The following is a 20,671-nucleotide window of genomic DNA, read 5'->3' as shown; positions in this document are numbered from 1 at the left end:
ACGGGTGCGGCCCTACCGCACCAGCCGCTCCACGATCGCCCGCACCTGCGCCCGATCCGCCGGCTGCGGGTCGACCGAGCGGTGGATCGTCAGGCCCTCGATCATGGCGTCGAGGGCCTTGGCGGTCTCCGGCGCGAAGTGCCGTTCCAGGGCGGCCCGGCTCTTGGCCATCCAGTCCTGCATGACCCGGCGCAGCGGCGGGTTCCGGGCCGCGAAGGCGTAGAGTTCGTAGCTCAGCAGCATCGTGCGCGGGCTCGCCCAGAGGTCGCTCACGATCAGGTCGACCACGGCCTCGCAGGCCTCGTCGACGGTCGCGGCCGCGGCGAGCCGGTCGGCGAACCGCGCCGAGACCGTGTCGGCGAGCCCGGTGAACGCCTCGGTCAGAAGCGCGTCGAGGCTGTCGAAATGGTAGGTCATGGAGCCCAGCGGCACGTCGGCCGCCGCCGCGACCCGGCGGTGGGTCGTGCCGGCGACGCCGTGCTCGGCGACGACGTCGAGGGTCGCCCGGATGATGCGCGCCCGGCGATCCGGGTCGAAACGGCGCTGGGCGGCGGGCAAGGGGACCTCCTCGGATCCGGTTCAGGGCAGCCGGGCCGTGACGCGCGCGGCCTTGATATGTACATCTGTACGCATAGCTAGGGTCCGACGCGGCCGGAGGGAGGTCCCCACCATGAAGACAGAGATCGTGAAGACTCAGAAGCAGAGGATGCTGGCGGGCGAGCTGTACTGCGCCGACGACCCGGAACTGGCCGCCGACAACCTGCGCATCTCGGAATGGATGGACCGGTATAACGCCGCGCAGACGCGGAGCCAGCCCGAGCGGCAGGCGCTCCTGGAGGAGGCCTTCGCGCGGGTCGGCCCGGGCTGCAACATCCGGCCGCCGTTCCACTGCGACTACGGCTACAACATCAGCCTGGGCCGCGGCGTGTTCCTGAACTTCGGGTGCAACATCCTCGACGTGATGTCGGTCACGATCGGCGACCTGACGCAGATCGGCACCGCCGTGCAGATCCTGACCCCCGATCATCCGCGCGACCCGGCCCAGCGCCGGCAGATGCTGGAATTCGCCCGCCCGGTGGTGATCGGCGCCAATGTCTGGATCGGCAGCGGCGCGATCATCCTCCCCGGGGTCACGATCGGCGACGACGCGATCGTCGGGGCGGGCAGCGTGGTGACGCGCGACGTCCCGGCCGGCGCCACCGTGGTGGGGAACCCGGCCCGGCCGCGGCCGTGAGTGGCGCGCGCGCGCGGGGCGCGTGCTGCGTGGGGGAGCGGTCCGGCCGCGTCGGCACTCCGTCGAGCGTGCCGGCGCTCCCGTCCGGGCCGGAACTCCCGTCCGGGCCGGAACTCCCGTCCGGGCCGGACCTGCCGGGGACGCCGACGACCGGTCGCGGCCGGTTCACGCGGCCGCGCGGCCAAGCTGAGCGGCCCCGCGGCGTCGCTGCCGCGGGCCGGGTGGGGCCGATGCCGGAATCGAGGCACCGGAATCGAACGGCCGGCGCGGCCCGTCCCCTGGCCTGCCGCGCCCGCGTTCGGGCGCGGCGTGGCGGCTGGATCAGTCCTTGCGGATCGGGGCCGCCGGAGCGCCTGTCTCGCCGAAGCCGAAATCGGCCAGCCGGTAGGAGAGCTGCGCGAAGCCGCCGTAGCGACCGGTCTCGAACTTCATCGGGCTGGGCGGCGAGAACGGGAAAGCCGTCGTGTGCGCCTTGTCGGCCTGGAACTGCCAGTAGCGGCCGCCGACGCCGACGCTGACGGACGGCGTCAGGTCGTACGAGATGATCCCCTCCAGGAAGTAGCCGTCGCCGCGGCCGCCTTCCGGCCCCGGATTGATGTCGGGCCGCAGCCAGTGCCGGTCGACGCCGCTCAGGCTCACGACCGGCAGGTAGGCGCCTTCCAGGCTCAGCCGGACCCGGTCGAACCGCGCTTCGCCGATCACGCCGACGCGCAGCGCGTTCCACTGCATGCTCTCGCCCAGCGTCTTCATGCTGGTCGGGTAGGGTCTGGCGCAGGGAGCCCCGCCCGCCACCTGACGGCAGCCGTAGCCGTTATACAGTTCGGACGCGAACTGGTAGCCGAGGAAGCCGCCGAGCTTGTACCCGTCCCGGCGCAGCACGTCGTAGCCGAGATCGATCACGCCGTAACCGATGTCGCCGTCCTTGATCGGCGACAGCGTCTTCGAATAGCGGCGCAGGGCGGGCGGGAAGTCCTCGTCGGCGAGGCGGCCGCCGGTGACGCCGCCCGAGCCGAGGAAGCCCTTGGCGAACAGGCCGGTGGGGTTGTGCTCGAGCCGTGCGAAGCTCTCGCCGGCATGCGCCTGGGTGTTGTTGTAGGTCAGGCGCGAATTGAGCTGGCCGGGCACGTCGGGGTCGCCGAGCTTCTCGCGCGGTGTCCCGGAGCTGAAGACGTAGCGCAGGCCGCCCTCGAAATCCCAGGTGGCCGGGCCTGCCGACGCGATCGGGGCCAGGGTGGGAAGCCCAGCTCCGAACCGGTAGTTGAGGCCGACGCGGGCCAGGAAGCCGTCCGTCGCGACCCGCGCGCCGGCGTGGTAGCCGGTCAGCACGGGGTACGACGGAGCCGGGAGGACCGCCCGGGAGCCGAGATCGTAGTAGAGACCCTCGACCTTGGCGGAGAGGTGCTCGCTGAAGGCGTGCTCGATGCCGGCGCCGGCCACGTAGCCCAGGCGCACCGCGCCCTGGCGCCCGTCGAACAGCGGGAAACCGGCCAACGACAGGTTGTTGTCGGTCCGGACCGTGCCCGCGGCGAGGCCGCCCGTGGCGTAGACGAGGGTGCGATCGACGGCGAAGCCGATCCTGCCGCGCAGGGTGGCGAGCTCGTCCAGCCTCTGGCCGGAATGGGCGACGCTGCGGCGATAGAAGCCGCCGCCCGCGGCCGGAAAGGCGCCCTCGCGGCGATCGTAGCCCCACAGCCGGGTGAATTGGTAATCCGCGGCGGCGCCGGCGACGAAGCCGGAATTCACCTGCCAATCGTAGCCGACCTCGGCGCCGCCGACGAAGCTCCCGTCCGAGGCCCGCTTCGATGGAATGACCGGGCAGTTCCGGGCTCCGGGCTGCCCGTCCGGACCTGTGCAGACGAACTGCGTGGCCCGATCGAGGGTCCCGTAACCGGCGAACAGGCCGGCATGCGCTCCGGTCCAGGAGAAGATCGGCACGGCCGTCGCCGCCGGCGGAAGGGCCCGCCGCGGGAGGTCCGCCGCCATCGCGGTCTGCGACAGCAGGCACAGGAGAAGTCCGGAACTCGAGGTGCGGTACATGTAGTGTCCCCCGCCGCGCGTCGTCGAAGGCATGAGCGTCAAGGTCTCTTCGCCGGTAAGGCTTCGGATGCCGAAGCGGAGCTTCTGCTGATCTCGCGCGGTTCGCATGATGCGTTCTTATGATTAGGTCATGATGTCTCATTTCTGAAGCGTGGATTTTCCAGATGTTTCCTCAAATTTGACCGGTTCCGCAATCGTTGAGACGAGAATGGTATTTTATAGATCTCACGGATTTTATAGAATGAGTATTTTGAGGGTGTATTCGAGTCATTGTGGGCGGAGATGTTGCTCTGATCTTCGGTCGTGCCGCGGCTTGGTTCCGTTCGCTTTTGCGGCCGGGTGATGCGTTCGTGCATCACCTGCGCCCTGCCCGGTCCAACCCAGGGCGGCCACGGGGCCCGGCCGCCGGCCCGACGCGATGCCCGTCGCGATACCGCTCCGGCGCGTTCCTGGCGGGGCGGCCCGGTCCGGGGAACCATCCGGGCGGCCCGAGCCTTCCTGGGCGGGATTGCGGGCGGATCCGGCCGCGAGTCCCCTGGAAACGCCCGCCCGTCTTCCCGGGCGGCGAGAGAGGAAACCTCACGTGCGTTCAACGATCATTGCCGCCGCCCTGCTGGCGGCCCTCGGTTCCGCCGTCGCGATCCCGGCCTCCGCCGCGCCGATCGGCCCCGGCACGGGCGTGTCGGCGCCCGCCGGCATGGTCTCGACGGTCCAGATGGATCCCGTCGAGCGCCACATGATGCGCCGTCGCATGGAGCGCCGGATGATGCGCCACCGGATGGAGCGCCACATGATGCATCGGGAGATGCGCCGCGAGATGCGCCACCGCGAGATGCGTCGCGAGATGATGCGCCGCATGTGACGCGCATCCGCGCCGGGGCTGCGTCCGCCCCGGCGCGGGCCGGGGCAGAGCCGCGAGGCGGGCTTCTCGCATCGCGGGGGCTGGGCTCGGGCTGGCCGGGGGTGCCACGTCCGAGGCGATCGAACCATCCGCGCCCCGACGCGTTTCTGGCCACCGACAAGGGAGGATTGGTACGATGAAGGCGATTCTGGCAGCGGCCGCGGTGAGCCTCGGCATTCTGGGCGTGGTCGGCCCGGTCTCCGCGCAGCCGCGCCCCGACTACGACGATTACGGCGGCCGGGGCTACCGCGACCGCGGCGACTACGATTACCGGGATCGCGGCTACCGCGACCGGGACGATTACCGCGGCCGCGCCAATTACGGGTTCGACGAGCGCGAGTACCTGCGCTGCAACCCGGATGTCCGCCGCGCCGTGGCCAACGGCCAGATGGAATCGGGCGCCGCCCACTACAAAGTGTTCGGGCGTCGCGAAGGTCGGCGGCTGAGCTGCTGACCGGATCGGCCGGCTCCCGGCCGGGCGCGCCTATCGCGGGCGTGCCCGGTCGCGCAGCAGGTTGATGATGAGGGCCGTCCAGCCGGTCTGGTGCGCGGCGCCGAGGCCCCGCCCCGTATCCCCGTCGAAGAACTCGTGGAACAGCAGCGCCTCCTCGGCACCCGGCGCCGGGGCGATCGGCGGTCGGGTCCCGAAGGCCGGTCGGCGCCCGGTCCCGTCCTTGGCGAACAGCGCGATCAGGCGGTCCTCGAGGGCGTCCGCGATGGCGCTGAGCGTCAGCATCGCGCCCGAGCCCGTCGGGTACTCCACTAGGAAGTCGTCGCCGTAATAGGTGTGGAAGCGCCGCAGCGCCTCGACGATGAGGAAGTTCATCGGCATCCAGACCGGGCCGCGCCAGTTCGAGTTGCCGCCGAACATGTTCGAGGTGGAATCGGCCGGGTCGTACCGGACCGTGAAGGAGGCGCCGAGCTCGTTGAGCACGTAGGGCGCGTCGCGGTGCACCCTCGACAGGGAGCGCACGCCGTAGGGCGAGAGGAACTCGGCCTCGTCGAGCATCCGGCGCAGCAGCGCCTTCATCCGGTGGCCGCGCAGCAGCGACAGCAGCTTGCGGTCCTTCACGCCCCCCTCGGTCCAGCGGGAGACCAGGCGGGCGAGGTGGGGCCGGTTCTCCAGCACCCAGTTCAGGCGCCGGGCGAAATCCGGCAGCCGGTGGAGCACGGAGGGCTCGATCACCTCGACGGCGAAGAGCGGGACCAGCCCGACCATCGAGCGGACCCGCAGCGGCAGCATCCCGCCGCCGGGGATGTCGACCTCGTCGTAATAGAATTCGTCGATCTCGTCCCACAGGCCGTAGCCCTGCCCGTCTCCGCCCGACCCGCCCATGTCGGTCATGGCCTCGGCGATCAGCAGGAAGTGCTCGAAGAACTTGGAGGCGGTGCTCTCGTAGACGTCGTTGTGGAGGGCGAGCTCCAGGGCGATGCGCATCATGGTGAGCGCGTACATCGCCATCCAGGCGGTGCCGTCGGCCTGGTGCACCACCCCGAAGCCCGGGGGCGGGCGCGAGCGGTCGAACACGCCGACATTGTCGAGCCCCAGGAAGCCCCCCTGGAATACGTTGCGGCCCTGCGCGTCCTTGCGGTTCACCCACCAGGAGAAGTTGATCAGTAGCTTGTGGAACACGCCTTCCAGGAAGGCGAGGTCGCCGCGCCCGCCCTGCCGGTCCCGGTCGATCTCGAACACCCGGTAGGCTGCCCAGGCGTGGACCGGCGGGTTGGCGTCGCCGAACTCCCACTCGTAGGCCGGGAGCTGGCCGTTCGGGTGCATGTACCATTCGCGGGTGAGCAGCAGGAGCTGCTTCTTGGCGAAGTCCGGGTCCAGCAGGGCGAGCGGCAGGCAGTGGAAGGCGAGGTCCCAGGCGGCGAACCAGGGATATTCCCAGGTGTCGGGCATCGACAGCACGTCGGCCGCCGCGAAGTGGCGCCACTGGCCGTTGCGGCCGCCCGCGCGCCCCCGGGGCGGCGGCGGCTGGAGCGGGTCGCCCTCCAGCCAGCGCCGCACGTCGTAGCTGTAGAGCTGCTTCGACCAGATCAGGCCGGCGGCGGCCTGGCGGAAGATCGCGCGGGACTCCGCGCTCGCGATGCCGTCCTGCAATTCCTCGTAGAAGGCATCCGCCTCGGCCACCCGGCGGCGGACCAGGGACCCGTCGTCGACGGCCCGGGCGCGCAGGCCCGCCGACAGCCGCAGGCGGATCCGGGCGGTCTCCCCGGGCGCCAGCCGCAGCGCGTAGTGCAGGCCGAGCTTGGTGCCCGCGTCCCGGCGCACCGAAGCGGGATCGCCGTCGACGATCGCCGCGTGGAGACCGTCCTTGAACGGCCCCGCGGCGTCCGGCTGCCCGCCGTGCAGCCGCAGGTTGGTGTCGTTCTCGCAGAACAGCAGGTCCGGCGTCCCGTCGAAGGCGAGCCGGTACGGCCCGAGCCGCTCGTGGGTGCAGACGGCGCCACCGTCGGGCGCGCGGGCGATCCGCGGGCGCGCCTGCCCGGCCTCCCACGACCACGTGTTGCGGAACCAGAGCTGCGGGACGAGGTGGAGGTCGGCGGGCTCGGGCCCCCGGTTCAGCGCGGTGATCACCGCGTGGACGTCGTCGGCGTCGGCCTTGGCGTACTCCACGGTGACGTCGAAGAACCGGTCTCCGTCGAAGACGCCCGTCTCCTCGATCTCGTACTCGGGCTGCTCCCGCCCGCGCCGCCCGTTCTCGTCGACGAGGTCCGCGTAGGGGAAAGCCGCCTGCGGGTAGCGGTACAGCATCTTCAGGTAGGCGTGGCTCGGGACCGCGTCGAGGTAGTGGTAGACCTCCTTCACGTCCTCGCCGTGGTTGCCCTCCTGGTTGGTCAGGCCGAACAGCCGCTCCTTGAGGATGCGGTCGCGCCCGTTCCAGAGGGCGAGGGCCAGGCACAGGTTGCCGCGCTCGTCGCAGATGCCGGCCAGCCCGTCCTCGCCCCAGCGATAGGCGCGCGAGCGGGCGTCCTCGTGCGTCAGGGCGGCCCAGGCGTTGCCGCAGGGGCTGTAATCCTCCCGCACGGTCCCCCATTGCCGCTCGCTGAGGTAGGGGCCTCAGAGCGACCACGCCCGGTCGCCCCGGCCCTGCTCGGCGATCCGGCGGCGCTCGGCCCAGTCCACCGACGCGTCTCGACCCTCGCCCCGATCCCTGTCCCGATCCTCGTCCCGATCCTCGTCCGCGCGCGGCCCCATCAGCCGCGTCCCGGACGCGGGCCCGGTCGGCCGGGGCTGGGGGTGCGGCGGGGACGGGAGGCGGTCATCGGTCACGGCGGGTCGCTGCGGATGCGCCGGCCCGATGCATCATCGGCGCCATCCCGACCCGTCGGGCCTTCGGGCCGCCGCACGGCTCCGTGAGCGCCCGCCGGCCGATCGCGCGCCCGCGCCGGTGACCGTCTCGGCCCGCCCCCAAACCTTGACCCCGGTGAAGGTGAGCGACAGGATCGCGCCGGGTGATCTGCGACTCGACGCGCGGGGATCCGCGTTGATCTATCCGAATTCAGCGTTCGTCGGCGATCTGTACGGCCACATCTTGGGGGAAAGATGACGCGACTACTGATGGCCGGCCTGGCCGGGCTGCTGTTCATGACCGCGGCGCAAGGTCAGGAGGGCGGCGCGCCGGTGAAGATCGGCGTCGCCGCGCCCATGACCGGGCCGAACGCGGCTTTCGGCGCCCAGATCCGGAACGGCGTGAGCCAGGCGGTCGAGGACATCAACAGGGCCGGCACGCTGAAGGGCAGGACGCTGACCGTGACGGTCGGCGACGACGCCTCCGACCCGAAGCAGGGCGTCTCGGTGGCCAACAAGTTCGCCAGCGACGGCGTGAAGATGGTCGTCGGCGACTACAATTCCGGCGTCACGATCCCGGCCTCCGACGTCTATCTCGACGCCGGCATCATCCAGGTCACGCCGGCCTCCACGAGCGTGAAGTTCACCGAGCGCGGCATGTGGAACACGTTCCGCACCTGCAGCCGCGACGACCAGCAGGGCGCGGTGGCGGGCAGCTACCTGGCCGCGCACTTCCCGGGCAGGAAGATCGCCTTCGTCCACGACAAGACCCCCTACGGCAAGGGGCTGGCCGACGAGACGCTGAAGGCCTTCAAGGCCAAGGGCGGCAAGGAAGTGCTGTTCGAGGGCATCAACCCGGGCGAGAAGGATTACGCGGCGCTCGTCTCCAAGATGAAGTCCGCCAACGTCGACGTCGTCTATTTCGGCGGCGTGCACACCGAGGCCGGGCTGATCATCCGGCAGATGCGCGATCAGGGCCTCGCCGCCCGCATGATGAGCGGCGACGCCATCCCCGACAAGGAATTCGTCCAGATCGCCGGCCCGGGCGCGGCCGGGACCCTGATGACCTTCGCGCCGGACGCCCGCAAGAACCCGAACGCCAGGGGCGTGGTGGCGGCGTTCAACGCCCGGGGCATCGATCCCGAGGCCTACACGCTCTACGCCTACGCGGCCGTGCAGGTCCTGGCCAAGGCGATGGCCGAGACCGGCTCCAGCGACGGCAAGGCGCTCGCCGACTGGCTGCACCGGGGCAAGCCGGTGGACACGGTGGTCGGCCCGATCGCCTACGACGGGAAGGGCGACCTCACCCGCCCCGACTACGTCATCTACGAGTGGACCAAGGGGCCGGACGGCCGGATCGACTATGCCGGGCACGAGGTGACCCCGTAGGCCGGTCGGGCCCGGAGGCCGCCGCCTTACCTAATTGGATGAGGGCGGCGATCTCAACGTGGCCGCCGCGAAGGCCTTATGCTCCCGCCCGACTGCGCCGCGGTCCGGGAGAGGGAGCCTTCATGTTCGACTTCAGCCAGCTCCGGTGCTTCGCCGCCGTGGCGGAGGAGCTGCATTTCGGGCGTGCGGCCGCCCGGCTGAACATGACGCAGCCGCCGCTGTCGCGGCAGATCCAGGTCCTGGAGCGCGTCCTCGACGTGCAGCTCCTGGAGCGCACCAGCCGCACGGTCCGGCTGACCGCCGCCGGTCGCAGCTTCCTGCCCGAGGCGCAGCGCATCCTGCGGCTCGCCGAGACCGCGACCCACGTCACCCGGCAGGTCGCGGCGGGGCGCGCGGGCGTCCTCAAGTTCGGCTTCACGGCGGCCTCGGCCTACGACTTCCTGCCGCGCCTCGTCACCGCGTTCCGGCGGGCGCTGCCGGACGTGACGCTGGCGCTGCGCGAGATGGTCAGCAAGGACCAGATCGAGGAGCTGCTCGCCGGCCGGATCGACGCCGCGCTGGTGCGCCCGCCCGTGACGCACCCGGACCTGATCGCCGTCCGGGCGCTGGCCGAGCCCCTGGTGGTGGCCCTGCCGGCCGGGAACCCCCTGGCCCTGCGCGACGGGCTCACCCCCGCCGATCTCGGGCGCGAGCCGCTCATCGGCTACGCGCCCAACGAGGCGCGCTACTTCCACGACCTCGTCCTCGCCCTGCTCGCCGAGGCCGAGATCCGGCCCCCGACGGTCCAGCAGCTCACGCAGATCCACTCGATCCTGGCCCTGGTCCGGGCGGCGCTCGGCATCGCCCTGGTGCCGGCCGCCGCCGAGCGCCTGCGCTTCGAGGGCGTGGTGTTCCGCCCCCTCGTCCTGCCGGCGCCGCGCCCCGTGGAACTGCTCCTCGCGTGGCGGCGCGACGCGGACGACCCGCTCATCGCCCAGCTGGTCTCGATCGTGGCCGAGATGCCGCCCGCGTGAGCCTGCGCAATCGATCGATGCGCGATCCGCATCGATCGATCCAGTGTTTGGCTTTGACCTCGCGGCGGAAGGCTGCGCGTGATGGGGCGGACGGCGCGCAGACGCCGCGACGCCCCCAGGGAGGATCGTGATGGACAGCCTCACCAACCGCTTCAAGGCGGCCCTCGCCGAGGGGCGCCAGCAGATCGGCCTGTGGTGCAGCCTCGCCAGTCCCCTCTCCACCGAGGTGGTCGCCGGGGCCGGGTTCGACTGGCTGCTCCTCGACATGGAGCACTCGGCCAACGACCTCCGGGACATCTACGCCCAGCTCCAGGCGATGATGGAGGGCGACACGCACCCGATGGTGCGGGTGCCGAGCGACGACCCGATCACCATCAAGCGGATCCTCGACGCCGGCGCCCAGTCGCTGATGATCCCCAACATCGACGACGCCGCGCAGGCCGCCCGCGTGGTCGCGGCGACGCGCTACGCGCCCCGCGGCATCCGCGGCTTCTCGCAAGCGCCCCGCGCCGCCCGGTTCGGCCGGATCAAGGACTACCACACCCGCTGCGAGGCCGAGATCTTCGTGGCGGTGCAGGTCGAGTCCCGCCGCGCCCTCGACAATCTCGACGCGATCGCCGCCGTGGAGGGCGTGGACGGCGTGTTCATCGGGCCCGGCGACCTCTCCACCAGCCTCGGCTACGTCGGCCAGCAGGGCCACCCGGAGGTGGTCGCCACCATCGAGGCGGCGGTCGCCCGGATCGTCCGGGCCGGCAAGCAGGCCGGCATCCTCACGCCGAGCGAGGAGCTGGCCCGCCGCTACATCGCGGCCGGCACCCGCTTCACCGCGGTGGGCTCCGACATGGGGCTGCTCGCCCGCAACGCCGAGGCGCTGGCCACCCGCTTCCGCGCCTGACCCGCAACCGGGATCGATCCCCATGAACATCGGATTCATCGGCCTCGGCATCATGGGCGCGCCCATGGCGGGTCACCTGATCGCGGCGGGCCACAGCCTGTTCCTCAAGAGCCGGCGCAGCGTCCCAAACGCGCTGCTGGCCGCGGGCGGCACCGCCTGCACCACCGCCGCCGAGGTCGCGAAGCGGTCCGACACGATCGTCCTGATGCTGCCCGACACGCCGGACGTCGAGCAGGTCCTGTTCGGTCCCGGGGGCGTCGCCGAGGGCCTGTCGCCGGGCAAGACCGTGATCGACATGAGCTCGATCGCGCCGCTCGCCACCAAGGATTTCGCCGTCCGGGTCGCCGCGCGGGGTGGCGCCTATCTCGACGCGCCGGTCTCGGGCGGCGAGGTCGGGGCGAAGAACGCCGCGCTGTCGATCATGGTCGGCGGTGAGCCGGAGGTTTTCGAGCGCGCCAGGCCCCTGTTCGAGGCTATGGGCAAGACGGTCACGCATGTCGGCCCGGTCGGGTCCGGACAGGTGGCCAAGGTCGCCAACCAGATCATCGTCGCCCTGACCATCGAGGCGGTGGCCGAGGGGCTGCTCTTCGCCTCGAAGGCCGGCGCCGACCCCGCCAAGGTGCGGCAGGCGATCACCGGAGGCCTCGCCACCTCGCGGATCCTGGAGCTGCACGGCGCGCGGATGATCGAGCGGACCTTCGACCCGGGCTTCCGCATCGGCCTGCACCAGAAGGACCTGAACCTCGCCCTGGACAACGCCCGGACGCTGGGCCTCAGCCTGCCCGCCACGGCGCTGGCGCAGCAGCTGTTCTCGGCCTGCGTGGCCCAGGGCGGCGCGGCCTGGGACCATTCCGCCATGGTGAGGGCCCTGGAGGCCCTGGCGAACCACGCGGTCGGCGACGCCGCCTGATCCCGACGGAAGCCCGGACGGGCGCGTCACGGAAGGAGCCCCCGATGCAGGCCGAGATCGAAGTCCCGACCCGCCCGCGCCCGGCCGCCGCGGGAGCCGGAGGGGGCGGAGACGTGCCGCGCACGATCCGCCTGAGCGACAGCGACAACGTCGCGATCGTGGTCAACGCCTTCGGGCTGCCGGCCGGCACGGTGTTCCCGGACGGGCTGGAACTCGTCGAGTTCGTGCCGCAGGGCCACAAGGTGGCGCTCGCCGACATCCCGGAGGGCGGGGAGGTCCGGCGCTACGGCGAGGTGGTGGGCATCGCAACGCAACCGATCCCGCGGGGCGCCTGGGTGGAGGAATCCCGCGTCGCGACGCCGGTCGCCCCCGCCCTCGACGCGCTGGAGATGGCCACCCGCGTGCCGGCCCCCCTGCCCCCGCTCGAGGGCTACACCTTCGCGGGCTACCGCAACCCGGACGGGTCGGTGGGCACCAAGAACATCCTGGCGATCTCGATCAGCGTCCAGTGCGTCGCCGGCACCCTCGACGTGGCGATCCGGCGGATCAAGCAGGAGCTGCTGCCGCGCTACCCCAACGTCGACGACGTGGTCGGCCTGACCCACGCCTACGGCTGCGGCGTCGCCATCAACGCCCCCGAGGCGGTGGTGCCGATCCGGACGCTCCAGAGCCTCGCGCAGAACCCGAATTTCGGCGGCGAGGTCATGGTCGTCGGCCTCGGCTGCGAGAAGCTCGTCTCGGAGCGGCTCCTGCCCGACAACGGCGCGGCCGGCGACGGGGTGGTGCGGCTGCAGGACGAGCGCCATCACGGCTTCTCGGCGATGATCGAGAGCATCCTGACGATGGCGGAGGCCCGCCTGGAGGTGCTGAACCGCCGGACCCGCGAGACCTGCCCGGCCTCGGACCTCGTGGTCGGCCTGCAATGCGGCGGCAGCGACGCCTTCTCGGGGGTGACCGCCAACCCGGCGCTCGGCTTCGCCGCCGACCTGCTGGTCCGCTGCGGCGCCACCGTGATGTTCTCGGAGGTGACCGAGGTGCGCGACGCGATCCACCTGCTCACCCCCCGGGCGAAGAGCCCGGAGGTCGCCGCGGCGCTGGTCCGCGAGATGGCGTGGTACGACGCCTACCTCGCCAAGGGCGAGGCCGACCGCCGGGCCAACCCGTCGCCGGGCAACAAGAAGGGCGGGCTCAACAACATCGTCGAGAAGGCGTTGGGCTCGGTCGCCAAATCGGGCACGAGCGCGATCTCGGGGGTCCTGGCGCCGGGCGAGCGCGTCCGCGAGAGGGGCCTGATCTTCGCCGCGACGCCGGCGAGCGACTTCGTCTGCGGCACGCTGCAGCTCGCCTCGGGGATCACCCTGCAGGTGTTCTCCACCGGCCGCGGCACGCCGTACGGTCTCGCCCAGGCGCCGGTGATCAAGGTCGCGACCCGCACGGAGCTGGCCGAGCGCTGGTCCGACCTGATCGACCTGGATGCCGGCCGCATCGCCACCGGCGCGGCCACGATCGAGGAGGTCGGCTGGGAGCTGTTCCACCTGATCCTCGACGTGGCGAGCGGGCGCAAGCGCCCCTGGTCGGACCGGTGGGGGCTGTTCAACGACCTGACCCTGTTCAACCCCGCGCCGATCACCTGAGGCCGGCGGGACGGCCGGACAGGCGGGCGGGGCATGCGTCCCGCCGCGTCGTCAGCGTGGCCGGACTCTGCTAGGCAGCCGGCACCGCCATGACGCTGCCGATTCCCGCCCTCCGGACCCTGCTCTTCCGCCTGCACTGGGCGCTGGGCCTCACCGCCGGCCTCGTCCTCGCCCTGATGGGCCTGACCGGGGCGCTGATGAGCTACGAGGAGGCGGTGACCGCCTTCGCCAACCGCGACCGGCTGGAGGTCGCGCCCGCCGGGCGGACGGCGCTGCCCCCCGCGGCGCTGGCGGCGCGGATCGACGCGCAGGCGGGCGGCCGCGTCGCCAACGTGCTGACCCTGTCGGACGACCCGCGCGCGAGCGTCCACGTCCGCTTCGCCCGCGACCCCGAGACCCGCGCGCGGCCGCCCGCCGCCTACGCCGACCCCTACGACGGCGCGCTGCTCGGCCCGGTGCGGCTGGAGGGCGCCTTCACGACGGTGCGGGACCTGCACCGCTGGCTGCTGCTGCCCGGCGGGTCCAAGGGCTGGGGCCGCACGGTGACGGGCGCCTGCACCCTGGCGCTGCTGGCCTTCCTGGCGACCGGCCTCTACCTGCGCTGGCCCCGGATCCACCGCTGGCGGATCTGGCTGAAGCCGGCCCTGTCGCGGCCCGGCCGGCCGCGCTGGTGGTCGCTGCACGCCGTGGTCGGAACCTGGCTCCTGCCGGTCTACCTGGTCATCGCGCTGAGCGGCCTGACGTGGTCCTACCCGTGGTTCAAGGACGGCGCGACGCGGCTGCTCGCGGGCGCCCCCGACGCCGCGAAGCCGGCCGGCCGCAGGGCCGCCGGAAAACCGGCCGATCCCGCCGCCGACGGCGCGGCCGTCGACCGCGCCTGGGCGGATTTCCGGGCGCGGACCGGCGCGGAGGCCGGGACGGCGGTCCTGACCCTGCCGGGCGCCGACACGAAGGCGATCCGCATCCGCTGGCTGCCGAAGGGCGTCGACGCGCCGAGCGCCCGCAACGAGATCCGCTACGATCCCGCCACGGGCGCGCTGCTGGCCTCCGAGCGGGCCGCCGACGCGCCGCTGGGCCGGCGCCTCCTGGACAACGTCCTGGAGGTGCATCGCGGCCGCTTCTTCGGCGACCTCGTCGCGCTGCTGTTCTGCCTCGCGGCGCTGGCCATGCCGGGCTTCGCGGCGACCGGCCTGACGCTCTACGTCCTGCGCCGCCGCGCCGGCGCCCGCCGCAGGACCGTCGCGGCCGGGGCGCCGGCGGGCGCGGTCCGCACGGCGAGCCCCTGACGGCGGCCTCCGGCGGGGCGACGATCACCGCCCGTCAGAGCCGGGCGGTGATCGTCGCCAGCACCGTGAACGGCGCCCCGGGGGTGTTGTTGGTCGCGTTGGTCGGCGCCTCGATGTAGCGCGCGTTCGTCAGGTTGCGCATGTTCACCGACAGGCGCCAGTGGGCGTCGAAATCGTAGTACACGAGCGCGTCGAGCCGGTTGTAGGCGCCCACGGTGAAACTGTTGTCGAGGTCGCCGTAGCGTCGGCCGACATGGGTGACGCCGAAGCCGAGCCCGAGCCCGCGCAGCGGGCCGTCCTGGAACGCGTAGGTCGTCCACAGGCTGCCGCTGAACACTGGCACGCCGGTGAGCCGGTTGCCGACCGCGAAGGTCGTGTCCTTGGTGATCCGCGCGTCGATCAGGCCGACACTGCCGATGATGCTCCAGCCGGGCAGGATCTCGCCGGCCAGGTCGGCCTCGACACCCCGCGACCGCTGCTGGCCGGTGATGACCGAGAAGGTGGGATTGCGCGGGTCGGTGGCCGCGACGTTGTCCCGGACGATCTGGAAGGCGGCCGCGCTCAGGGTCAGGCCGGGCGTGAGATCGACCCGGGTGCCGGCCTCGACCTGCTCGCCCGTGCTGGGCGGGGGGCTCGCCACGTTCAGCACGCTGGCGGTCTGCGGCAGGAACGACGTGGCGTAGCTCGCGTAGAAGGTCAGCGGCTCGAACGGCCGGTAGATCAGCCCGACCCGCGGCGAGGCGCCGAACAGGGTCTGCTCGGGCGGCTGGGTCCGCGAGGCCGGCTGGCGGTTGAAATAGTACTGGCTGCCGAGATCGAACCGGGCGCCGACGACGAGCTGCAAGCCCGGCGCCAGCACGATCTGGTCCTGGACGTAGAGCCCGAACACCTCCAGCTTCTGCTTCAGGTCGGCCTGGAACTGGAGCGGCTGGAAGGCCGCGCCGAACATCGGGTTGAGGAAGCTGACCGGGGCGAGGTTGCCCTGCTGGGAGAAGGCGTGGCGGAAGCCGTTCGAGTACTCGAACCCGAGGAGCGCCGTATGGGCGAAGCCGAAGGTGTCGAACTTCATCACGGCCTCGGTCTGGCTGTCGACCGCGGCGAAGCGCGAATTGACCGTGGCTTCGCGCCGGCTCAGCAGCGTGCCGGCATTGTTGACCGATAGGGCACGGGCGGCGAACACGTCGAACGTGCCCCATTGCCCGGCGATGACCTGCCGGAGCGTCAGGTTCTCGTTGACGTCGTGCTCGGCCCGCATGGTGATCGTGTTGAACGCGCCGAAGTAGCGCGAGGACGGCTCACCGTAGAACCGGCCGATGTTGTCGAGCGGGACGCGGCCGCGGAAGGCCACCAGCCCCTCGTCGTACTGGGTGCGCTGGTTGGTGAATGCGGAGTTCACGTAGACCCGGGTGTCGGCGCTCGGCGTCCAGCTGAAGGCCGGCGCCACGAAGACGCGCCGGTTCGTGTCGCCGCCGTAATTGCGGAAGGTCGGATCCTCCTGGGCGGCGAAGCTGAGACGCGCGGCGAGGCCCTCGACGGCGGGCAGCGCGCTCGACACGGAGCCCTGGAAGCGCCGGAAGCCGAAGCTGCCGCCCTGCACGCTCGCGTCGGCCGTGGGCTCGAAGGTCGGCCGGCGGGTCACGATGTTGATGACGCCGCCGGGATCGCCCCGGCCGAACAGCACGGAGGCCGGGCCCTTGATCACCTCGACGCGCTCGGCATCCACGAGGTCGCGCGTCACCGGGTAGAAGTTGATGGCCGGGTCGACCAGCACGCCGTCGACGGCGAAGACCTGCGTGGAGAAGCCGCGGATCAGGTAGTTCTGCGACCGGCCCTGCACCGTGCTGCCGAGAACCACGTTGCTGACGTTGGTCACGGCATCGGTCAGCCGCAGGTCCTGCTGATCGGTGATCACCGAGCGGGACACGACGTTGATCGATTGCGGCGAGTCGCGCACCGGCGTGTCGGTGCGCGTGGCGGTCGCCGAGCGCGTCGCCCGGTAGCCCACGACGGGACCGTCGGCCCGCTCGCTGGCCGGGTCCGTGCCCGCAACGCTGAGTTCGGAGAGCACGACCTCGTCGGCGGCCGGGTCGGATTGCGCGCGGATCTCCGTCGGCGCGAGCAGGAGGAGCGACGTCGCGAGTCCGGTGCTGCAGATATTCAGGCGCGACCGGCAGTATTTGATGCGATCGACGGCGTCGATCCGGGCGGCGTGCATGATTTAAAATCGTTCTCAAGAGCGGCGTATCGACGCGGTGCGGTGTTTCTAGAGTGCAAACGCCGTCCTTTCTCAACGCCGATCCCGAAAGCCGCGCGTGACGCGCGCATCCTCTGCCCGGATGTGGCGCGGAAGGCACGCTTTGAGGGGCAATGCTTTGAAATCATTCAAAGATGCCAACTACAGAGTGTGTAATGCGTGGCCTTCGCAACCGGCTGAATCCCGGGCCGCGGGCCGACTCACGCCGTCGCGTCTGTCAGGTGACCGCGCGGGATCGCCCGGGAGAACGGCCGGCCGGCCCGCGCGAGGGGGGAAACGCGGACCGGCCGGCGTACCGCGCGCCGTGTCCGGCGCGCGATCGTCGATGGCGGTTCGACCGGCGCGCCGCCGGTGCGTCCCGGGGGCGCGGCGGCCGCGGTGCCGGGATCAGCGGCCGGCGTGTCGGCCCGCGTGCGCCGGGGCTGGCAGGCGACCGTCGAGCCCGGCGTCGAGGAGCGCGTGGAGCTGGGCGATCGCCGCGGCGACGTCGTAGTCGGGCAGCGCGGCCCGGCCGACGACGATCCCCTTCATCAGCGGCGCGAGCAGGGCGTAGAGCCCGGCCGGATCGCATCCCGGCGCGGTGGCGAGCGCCGCCAGGGTCGCCACGAACCAGTCGCGGCTCTCCGCCTCGGTCCGCGCCGTCATGGCGGCGATGTCCGGGTTGCGGGTCGATTCCGACCAGATCTCCACCCGCAGGGTCGCGGCCTCGCGGGTGATCGACGCGAAGTAGCGGGCGATGATGCCCAGCAACGTCCCGCGCGGGTCGCCGCTGCCCTCCATCTCGGCGACCAGGAGCGTGCCGCGCTCGCGCTCGCGCTCCACCAGCCCGAGGACCAGGGCCTCCTTGGATTCGAAGTAGCGGTAGAAGTTGCCCGGACTCATCGCGGCCTCGCGGGCGAGGTCCTGCATGGTGGTGCGATGGAAGCCGTTGCGCGCGAAGCAGGCCTCGGCGGCGTCGAGGATGTGCGCGCGCCGGGCGGACGGGTCGCCGCGGGCCTCCGCCCTCCTGTCCGCCGCGACGGTCACGATCCCGGCTGCGCTTTGACGGCGACCGGGGCGACGCGGCTCTGGTCCTTGCCCAGGCTGGCGACCGCGCAGGATTGCGGTCCCTGATGCAGGTCCGCGCAGATCCGGGCCTGCCAGCCGTCCGGGCCGGCGCCCGTCCAGTTGATCAGGGCCAGCCAGGCGAGGGCCAGGACGGCGCCGAAGGTCAGGTTGGCGGGGGTGCAGACGGCGCGGACGAGGGCGAGGGCGCCCGGGCCGCGGGCGCCGAAACGCTCGGCATCGAGATCGGACCAGCGGCCTTCGAGTGTGAGAGCCATCGCGCGCTCCTGTTTGCCCCACCCTTATAATGAACGTTCATTCTCATGTCAATGAACGTTCATTCTCATTGGGGGCGATGGGTTGAGACGGCAGCGCATCGCTGGGGCGGGGATATGCGAGGGCGGGGATCTACCGGGTGTGCCGGCGCGAGCGCGGCCGGGTCTCCGGCTTTCTCGGAACGGCCGTCCAGATCCACGCATGGGCGGGGAGCTCCTCCGGGGCTCGGATCCCTCGCGCCGCGGCCCGGCCGCCCGGGATCGGCGCGCGGCTCCGGTCAGGGCGGGGCTGGGCCGCGACCCGCATTCCGCAACCCTGCCCGCGACCCTGCCGCCGCGGCCTCGCGGTCCCGGCGCGTCCGGAAGCGCCGTCCCGGACGCGCGCGGCCTTTCGTCAGCCGAGCGTGGCCGGCTTGAGGGCGCCGGTCCGCTCGTGGAAGTCCGGGCCGTTGGTGGTCCGCGCCACGTGGCCGGCGCGGATCAGGTAGTCGCCGAAATGCTCGCCCGGCTGCCGGCCCTTCGCGTAGTCGGCGAAGAGCGGGTCGAGGGTGTCGCGGATCTCGGAGGCCGCCACGTCCTCCCGGTAGAGCTTGCTGAGCCGCGAGCCGTCGTGGGCGGCGCCCAGGTAGAGGTGGTAGCGCTCGGGGCCGCGGCCGACGAGGCCGATCTCCGAGATGAACGGCCGGGCGCAGCCGTTCGGGCAGCCGGTGGAGCGAATCGTGATCTCCTCCTCGGCGAGCCCGTGGGACGCGAGGCTCTCCTCCAGCTCGGTCATCAGGTCCGGCAGGTAGCGCTCGCTCTCGGCGAGCGCGAGGCCGCAGGTCGGCAGGGCCACGCAGGCGATCGAGCTGCGCCGCAGCGCGCTCGCGCCCCGGGTCAGGCCGTACTCGTCGACCAGCGCGTCGATCTCGGCGCGCTTCTCGGCCGGGACGTTGGCGATGATGACGTTCTGGTTGCCGGTGAGGCGGAAATCGCCCTGATGCACCTCGGCGATGCGGCGCAGGCCCGAGAGGAACTGCGCGCCGCCCGCGATGTCCTTGATCCGGCCCGAGGGCACGTAGAGGGTCAGGTGGTGGCGGCCGTCGTCGCCCTCGACCCAGCCGTAGCGGTCGCCGTTGCCCGTGAAGGTGAAGGGCTTGGGCGCGCCGAGCTTCTTGCCGGCGCGCTTCTCGACCTCGGCCCGGAAGGCGTCGAGGCCGTAGCGCTCGATCGTGTACTTGAGCCGGGCGTTCTTGCGGTTCTTACGGTTGCCCCAGTCGCGCTGGACGGTCATCACCGCCTCGGCGACCTTCAGGGCGTCCTCGGGCTTCACGAAGCCCATCACGTCGGCGGTGCGCGGGAAGGTGTCGGGCTCGCCGTGGGTCATGCCCATGCCGCCGCCCACCGTCACGTTCCAGCCGGTGACCTGGTTCTTCTTGTCGAGGATCGCGATGAAGCCGAGGTCGTGGGCGAAGATGTCGACCTCGTTGGAGGGCGGCACCGCCACGACGGTCTTGAATTTCCGCGGCAGGTAGGTCCGGCCGTAGACCGGCTCGACCTCGGCCTCCTCCTCGCCGCCGACCACGCGCTCGCCGTCGAGCCAGATCTCCCGCCACGCGCTGGTCTTGGGCAGCAGCGAGTCGGAGATGTCCTTGGCGAGCTGGTAGGCGGCCTTGTGGGCGCCGGTCTGAGCGGGGTTCGTCGCCGCCATGACGTTGCGGTTGACGTCGCCGCAGGCCGCGATCGTGTCGAGCAGCGCGCCGTCGATGGCGGCCATCGTGCGCTTCAGGTTCGACTTGATCACGCCGTGGTACTGGAAGGTCTGGCGCGTGGTCGCGCGCAGCGCCCCGCCCGCGTAGGTCCGGGCGATGTCGTCGAGGATCAGCCACTGCTTCGGGGTGATGACGCCGCCGGCGATGCGCAGGCGGATCATGAAGCTGTAGGCCTTGTCGAGCTTCTTCTTGGTCCGCTCGGGGCGCAGGTCGCGGTCGTCCTGCAGGTACATCCCGTGGAACTTCACGAGCTGCCCGTCATCCTCCGAGATCGCCCCGGTGGCGTGCTTGAGGAGGCCGTCCGCCAGGGTGCCGCGGAGGTAGCCGCTGGCGATCTTGATGTGCTCGTTCGCCGCGAGCTTCTCCGCGCGCGCGGCCTCGGCGTCCGTGATCGGGCGCGTTGTCGGCGGGGTCTCGTAGACGCGCTTGGCCGGGGCGGTGGTCGGGCCGGGGGCCGGGGTCTCGGCGGCGTCGCGGGGGCTGTGGTCGTCCATGGGGTGAATCCGTCTGTCTGAACGCGTCTTCCTCCCCGATCGGGAGGTGGCGAGCGGAGCGAAGCCGGTGCAGGACTGGAACCGGATCCGCGACCCGCCCCCTCTCCCGTGCGGGAGCGGGTCGGCGTGAGGGGTGCGCCCTCTCCGGAAAGACCTGATCCCTCACCCTGTCCCTCTCCCGCCCGGGAGCGGGGACCTGCGTCCCGCCTGTCTCTGCCGCATCTCGTTGAAGGCCCCCCGCGGTGCGGGGAGCGGTGTG

At 71.8% G+C, this 20,671-nt stretch carries 15 protein-coding genes and 1 pseudogene; 9 read left to right on the top strand and 7 right to left on the bottom strand.

What is annotated here, in order from left to right; translation table 11 throughout:
* Nucleotides 1–12: 12 nt before the first annotated feature.
* Complete coding sequence (locus BM314_RS11900) at nucleotides 13–558, bottom strand: TetR/AcrR family transcriptional regulator (RefSeq protein WP_020093203.1); 546 nt, start codon at nucleotides 556–558, stop codon at nucleotides 13–15.
* Between the two features lie 112 nt (nucleotides 559–670).
* On the opposite strand from BM314_RS11900, the gene BM314_RS11895 reads away from it, so the two are divergent.
* The gene (locus tag BM314_RS11895) at nucleotides 671–1,234 is read left to right on the top strand and encodes a sugar O-acetyltransferase (RefSeq protein WP_091978257.1); all 564 of its coding nucleotides are present in this window, start codon (nucleotides 671–673) and stop codon (nucleotides 1,232–1,234) included.
* 321 nt (nucleotides 1,235–1,555) lie between these two features.
* On the opposite strand, the gene BM314_RS11890 is transcribed toward BM314_RS11895, so the two are convergent.
* The gene (locus tag BM314_RS11890; protein WP_244539921.1) at nucleotides 1,556–3,304 is read right to left on the bottom strand and encodes an outer membrane beta-barrel protein; all 1,749 of its coding nucleotides are present in this window, start codon (nucleotides 3,302–3,304) and stop codon (nucleotides 1,556–1,558) included.
* Between the two features lie 550 nt (nucleotides 3,305–3,854).
* On the opposite strand from BM314_RS11890, the gene BM314_RS11885 reads away from it, so the two are divergent.
* Together BM314_RS11885 and BM314_RS11880 are read left to right on the top strand one after the other, a co-directional pair.
* Nucleotides 3,855–4,133 carry a hypothetical protein gene (locus BM314_RS11885; RefSeq protein WP_012318753.1) on the top strand — a complete coding sequence of 93 codons (279 nt, stop codon included), beginning with the start codon at nucleotides 3,855–3,857 and terminating at the stop codon, nucleotides 4,131–4,133.
* Between the two features lie 175 nt (nucleotides 4,134–4,308).
* A complete protein-coding gene (locus BM314_RS11880) occupies nucleotides 4,309–4,626 on the top strand; it encodes a hypothetical protein (protein WP_020093199.1) in 318 nt (105 codons plus the stop codon).
* 30 nt (nucleotides 4,627–4,656) lie between these two features.
* Here BM314_RS11880 and BM314_RS11875 read toward each other — a convergent pair.
* Nucleotides 4,657–7,374 (bottom strand): annotated as a pseudogene (locus tag BM314_RS11875) (glucosidase).
* A 348-nt stretch (nucleotides 7,375–7,722) separates the two neighbouring features.
* Here BM314_RS11875 and BM314_RS11870 point away from each other — a divergent pair.
* The 6 genes from BM314_RS11870 (at nucleotide 7,723) to BM314_RS11845 (ending at nucleotide 14,594) form a co-directional block, all read left to right on the top strand.
* Nucleotides 7,723–8,856: a branched-chain amino acid ABC transporter substrate-binding protein gene (locus BM314_RS11870; RefSeq protein WP_091978255.1), complete on the top strand. Its 1,134-nt coding sequence runs from the start codon at nucleotides 7,723–7,725 to the stop codon at nucleotides 8,854–8,856.
* A 122-nt stretch (nucleotides 8,857–8,978) separates the two neighbouring features.
* The gene (locus BM314_RS11865; protein WP_091978254.1) at nucleotides 8,979–9,869 is read left to right on the top strand and encodes a LysR family transcriptional regulator; all 891 of its coding nucleotides are present in this window, start codon (nucleotides 8,979–8,981) and stop codon (nucleotides 9,867–9,869) included.
* A gap of 130 nt (nucleotides 9,870–9,999) precedes the next feature.
* The gene (locus BM314_RS11860) at nucleotides 10,000–10,764 is read left to right on the top strand and encodes an HpcH/HpaI aldolase family protein (protein WP_091978253.1); all 765 of its coding nucleotides are present in this window, start codon (nucleotides 10,000–10,002) and stop codon (nucleotides 10,762–10,764) included.
* 22 nt (nucleotides 10,765–10,786) lie between these two features.
* Entirely contained in the window at nucleotides 10,787–11,674 is an 888-nt protein-coding gene (locus BM314_RS11855; RefSeq protein ID WP_091978252.1) for a 2-hydroxy-3-oxopropionate reductase, read from the top strand.
* Nucleotides 11,675–11,718: 44 nt separating this feature from the next.
* On the top strand, nucleotides 11,719–13,308 hold the full coding sequence (garD, locus tag BM314_RS11850) for a galactarate dehydratase (protein WP_091978251.1): 1,590 nt from the start codon (nucleotides 11,719–11,721) through the stop codon (nucleotides 13,306–13,308).
* Nucleotides 13,309–13,397: 89 nt separating this feature from the next.
* Nucleotides 13,398–14,594: a PepSY-associated TM helix domain-containing protein gene (locus BM314_RS11845; RefSeq protein ID WP_091978250.1), complete on the top strand. Its 1,197-nt coding sequence runs from the start codon at nucleotides 13,398–13,400 to the stop codon at nucleotides 14,592–14,594.
* Between the two features lie 34 nt (nucleotides 14,595–14,628).
* Here the strand turns inward: BM314_RS11845 and BM314_RS11840 are convergent, their stop codons facing one another.
* From BM314_RS11840 to BM314_RS11825, 4 genes are all read right to left on the bottom strand, one after another.
* Complete coding sequence (locus BM314_RS11840) at nucleotides 14,629–16,809, bottom strand: TonB-dependent siderophore receptor (RefSeq protein WP_091978249.1); 2,181 nt, start codon at nucleotides 16,807–16,809, stop codon at nucleotides 14,629–14,631.
* A 426-nt stretch (nucleotides 16,810–17,235) separates the two neighbouring features.
* Nucleotides 17,236–17,874 (bottom strand): TetR/AcrR family transcriptional regulator, encoded by a 639-nt coding sequence (locus BM314_RS11835; RefSeq protein WP_091978248.1) that lies wholly within the window; start codon nucleotides 17,872–17,874, stop codon nucleotides 17,236–17,238.
* The gene (locus tag BM314_RS11830; protein WP_091978247.1) at nucleotides 17,871–18,170 is read right to left on the bottom strand and encodes a hypothetical protein; all 300 of its coding nucleotides are present in this window, start codon (nucleotides 18,168–18,170) and stop codon (nucleotides 17,871–17,873) included. The genes BM314_RS11835 and BM314_RS11830 overlap by 4 nt, the downstream gene beginning before the upstream one ends.
* Nucleotides 18,171–18,561: 391 nt before the next feature.
* The gene (locus tag BM314_RS11825; RefSeq protein WP_091978246.1) at nucleotides 18,562–20,412 is read right to left on the bottom strand and encodes an NADPH-dependent assimilatory sulfite reductase hemoprotein subunit; all 1,851 of its coding nucleotides are present in this window, start codon (nucleotides 20,410–20,412) and stop codon (nucleotides 18,562–18,564) included.
* Nucleotides 20,413–20,671: the final 259 nt, after the last annotated feature.

This window comes from Methylobacterium sp. 13MFTsu3.1M2 (assembly GCF_900112625.1).
In the GTDB taxonomy this organism is placed as follows: Bacteria; Pseudomonadota; Alphaproteobacteria; order Rhizobiales; family Beijerinckiaceae; genus Methylobacterium.
Note: the sequence above shows the minus strand (reverse complement) of the source record. Positions and strands in the feature narration are given on the sequence as shown.

Bases quoted from the DNA above. Each gene is read 5' to 3' on its own strand.
- BM314_RS11895 (WP_091978257.1), top strand. From the start codon at position 671: ATGAAGACAGAGATCGTGAAGACTCAGAAGCAGAGGATGCTGGCGGGC.
- BM314_RS11890 (WP_244539921.1), bottom strand. From the start codon at position 3,304: ATGCCTTCGACGACGCGCGGCGGGGGACACTACATGTACCGCACCTCG.
- BM314_RS11880 (WP_020093199.1), top strand. From the start codon at position 4,309: ATGAAGGCGATTCTGGCAGCGGCCGCGGTGAGCCTCGGCATTCTGGGC.
- BM314_RS11870 (WP_091978255.1), top strand. From the start codon at position 7,723: ATGACGCGACTACTGATGGCCGGCCTGGCCGGGCTGCTGTTCATGACC.
- BM314_RS11865 (WP_091978254.1), top strand. From the start codon at position 8,979: ATGTTCGACTTCAGCCAGCTCCGGTGCTTCGCCGCCGTGGCGGAGGAG.
- BM314_RS11860 (WP_091978253.1), top strand. From the start codon at position 10,000: ATGGACAGCCTCACCAACCGCTTCAAGGCGGCCCTCGCCGAGGGGCGC.
- BM314_RS11855 (WP_091978252.1), top strand. From the start codon at position 10,787: ATGAACATCGGATTCATCGGCCTCGGCATCATGGGCGCGCCCATGGCG.
- garD (WP_091978251.1), top strand. From the start codon at position 11,719: ATGCAGGCCGAGATCGAAGTCCCGACCCGCCCGCGCCCGGCCGCCGCG.
- BM314_RS11845 (WP_091978250.1), top strand. From the start codon at position 13,398: ATGACGCTGCCGATTCCCGCCCTCCGGACCCTGCTCTTCCGCCTGCAC.
- BM314_RS11840 (WP_091978249.1), bottom strand. From the start codon at position 16,809: ATGCACGCCGCCCGGATCGACGCCGTCGATCGCATCAAATACTGCCGG.
- BM314_RS11830 (WP_091978247.1), bottom strand. From the start codon at position 18,170: ATGGCTCTCACACTCGAAGGCCGCTGGTCCGATCTCGATGCCGAGCGT.
- BM314_RS11825 (WP_091978246.1), bottom strand. From the start codon at position 20,412: ATGGACGACCACAGCCCCCGCGACGCCGCCGAGACCCCGGCCCCCGGC.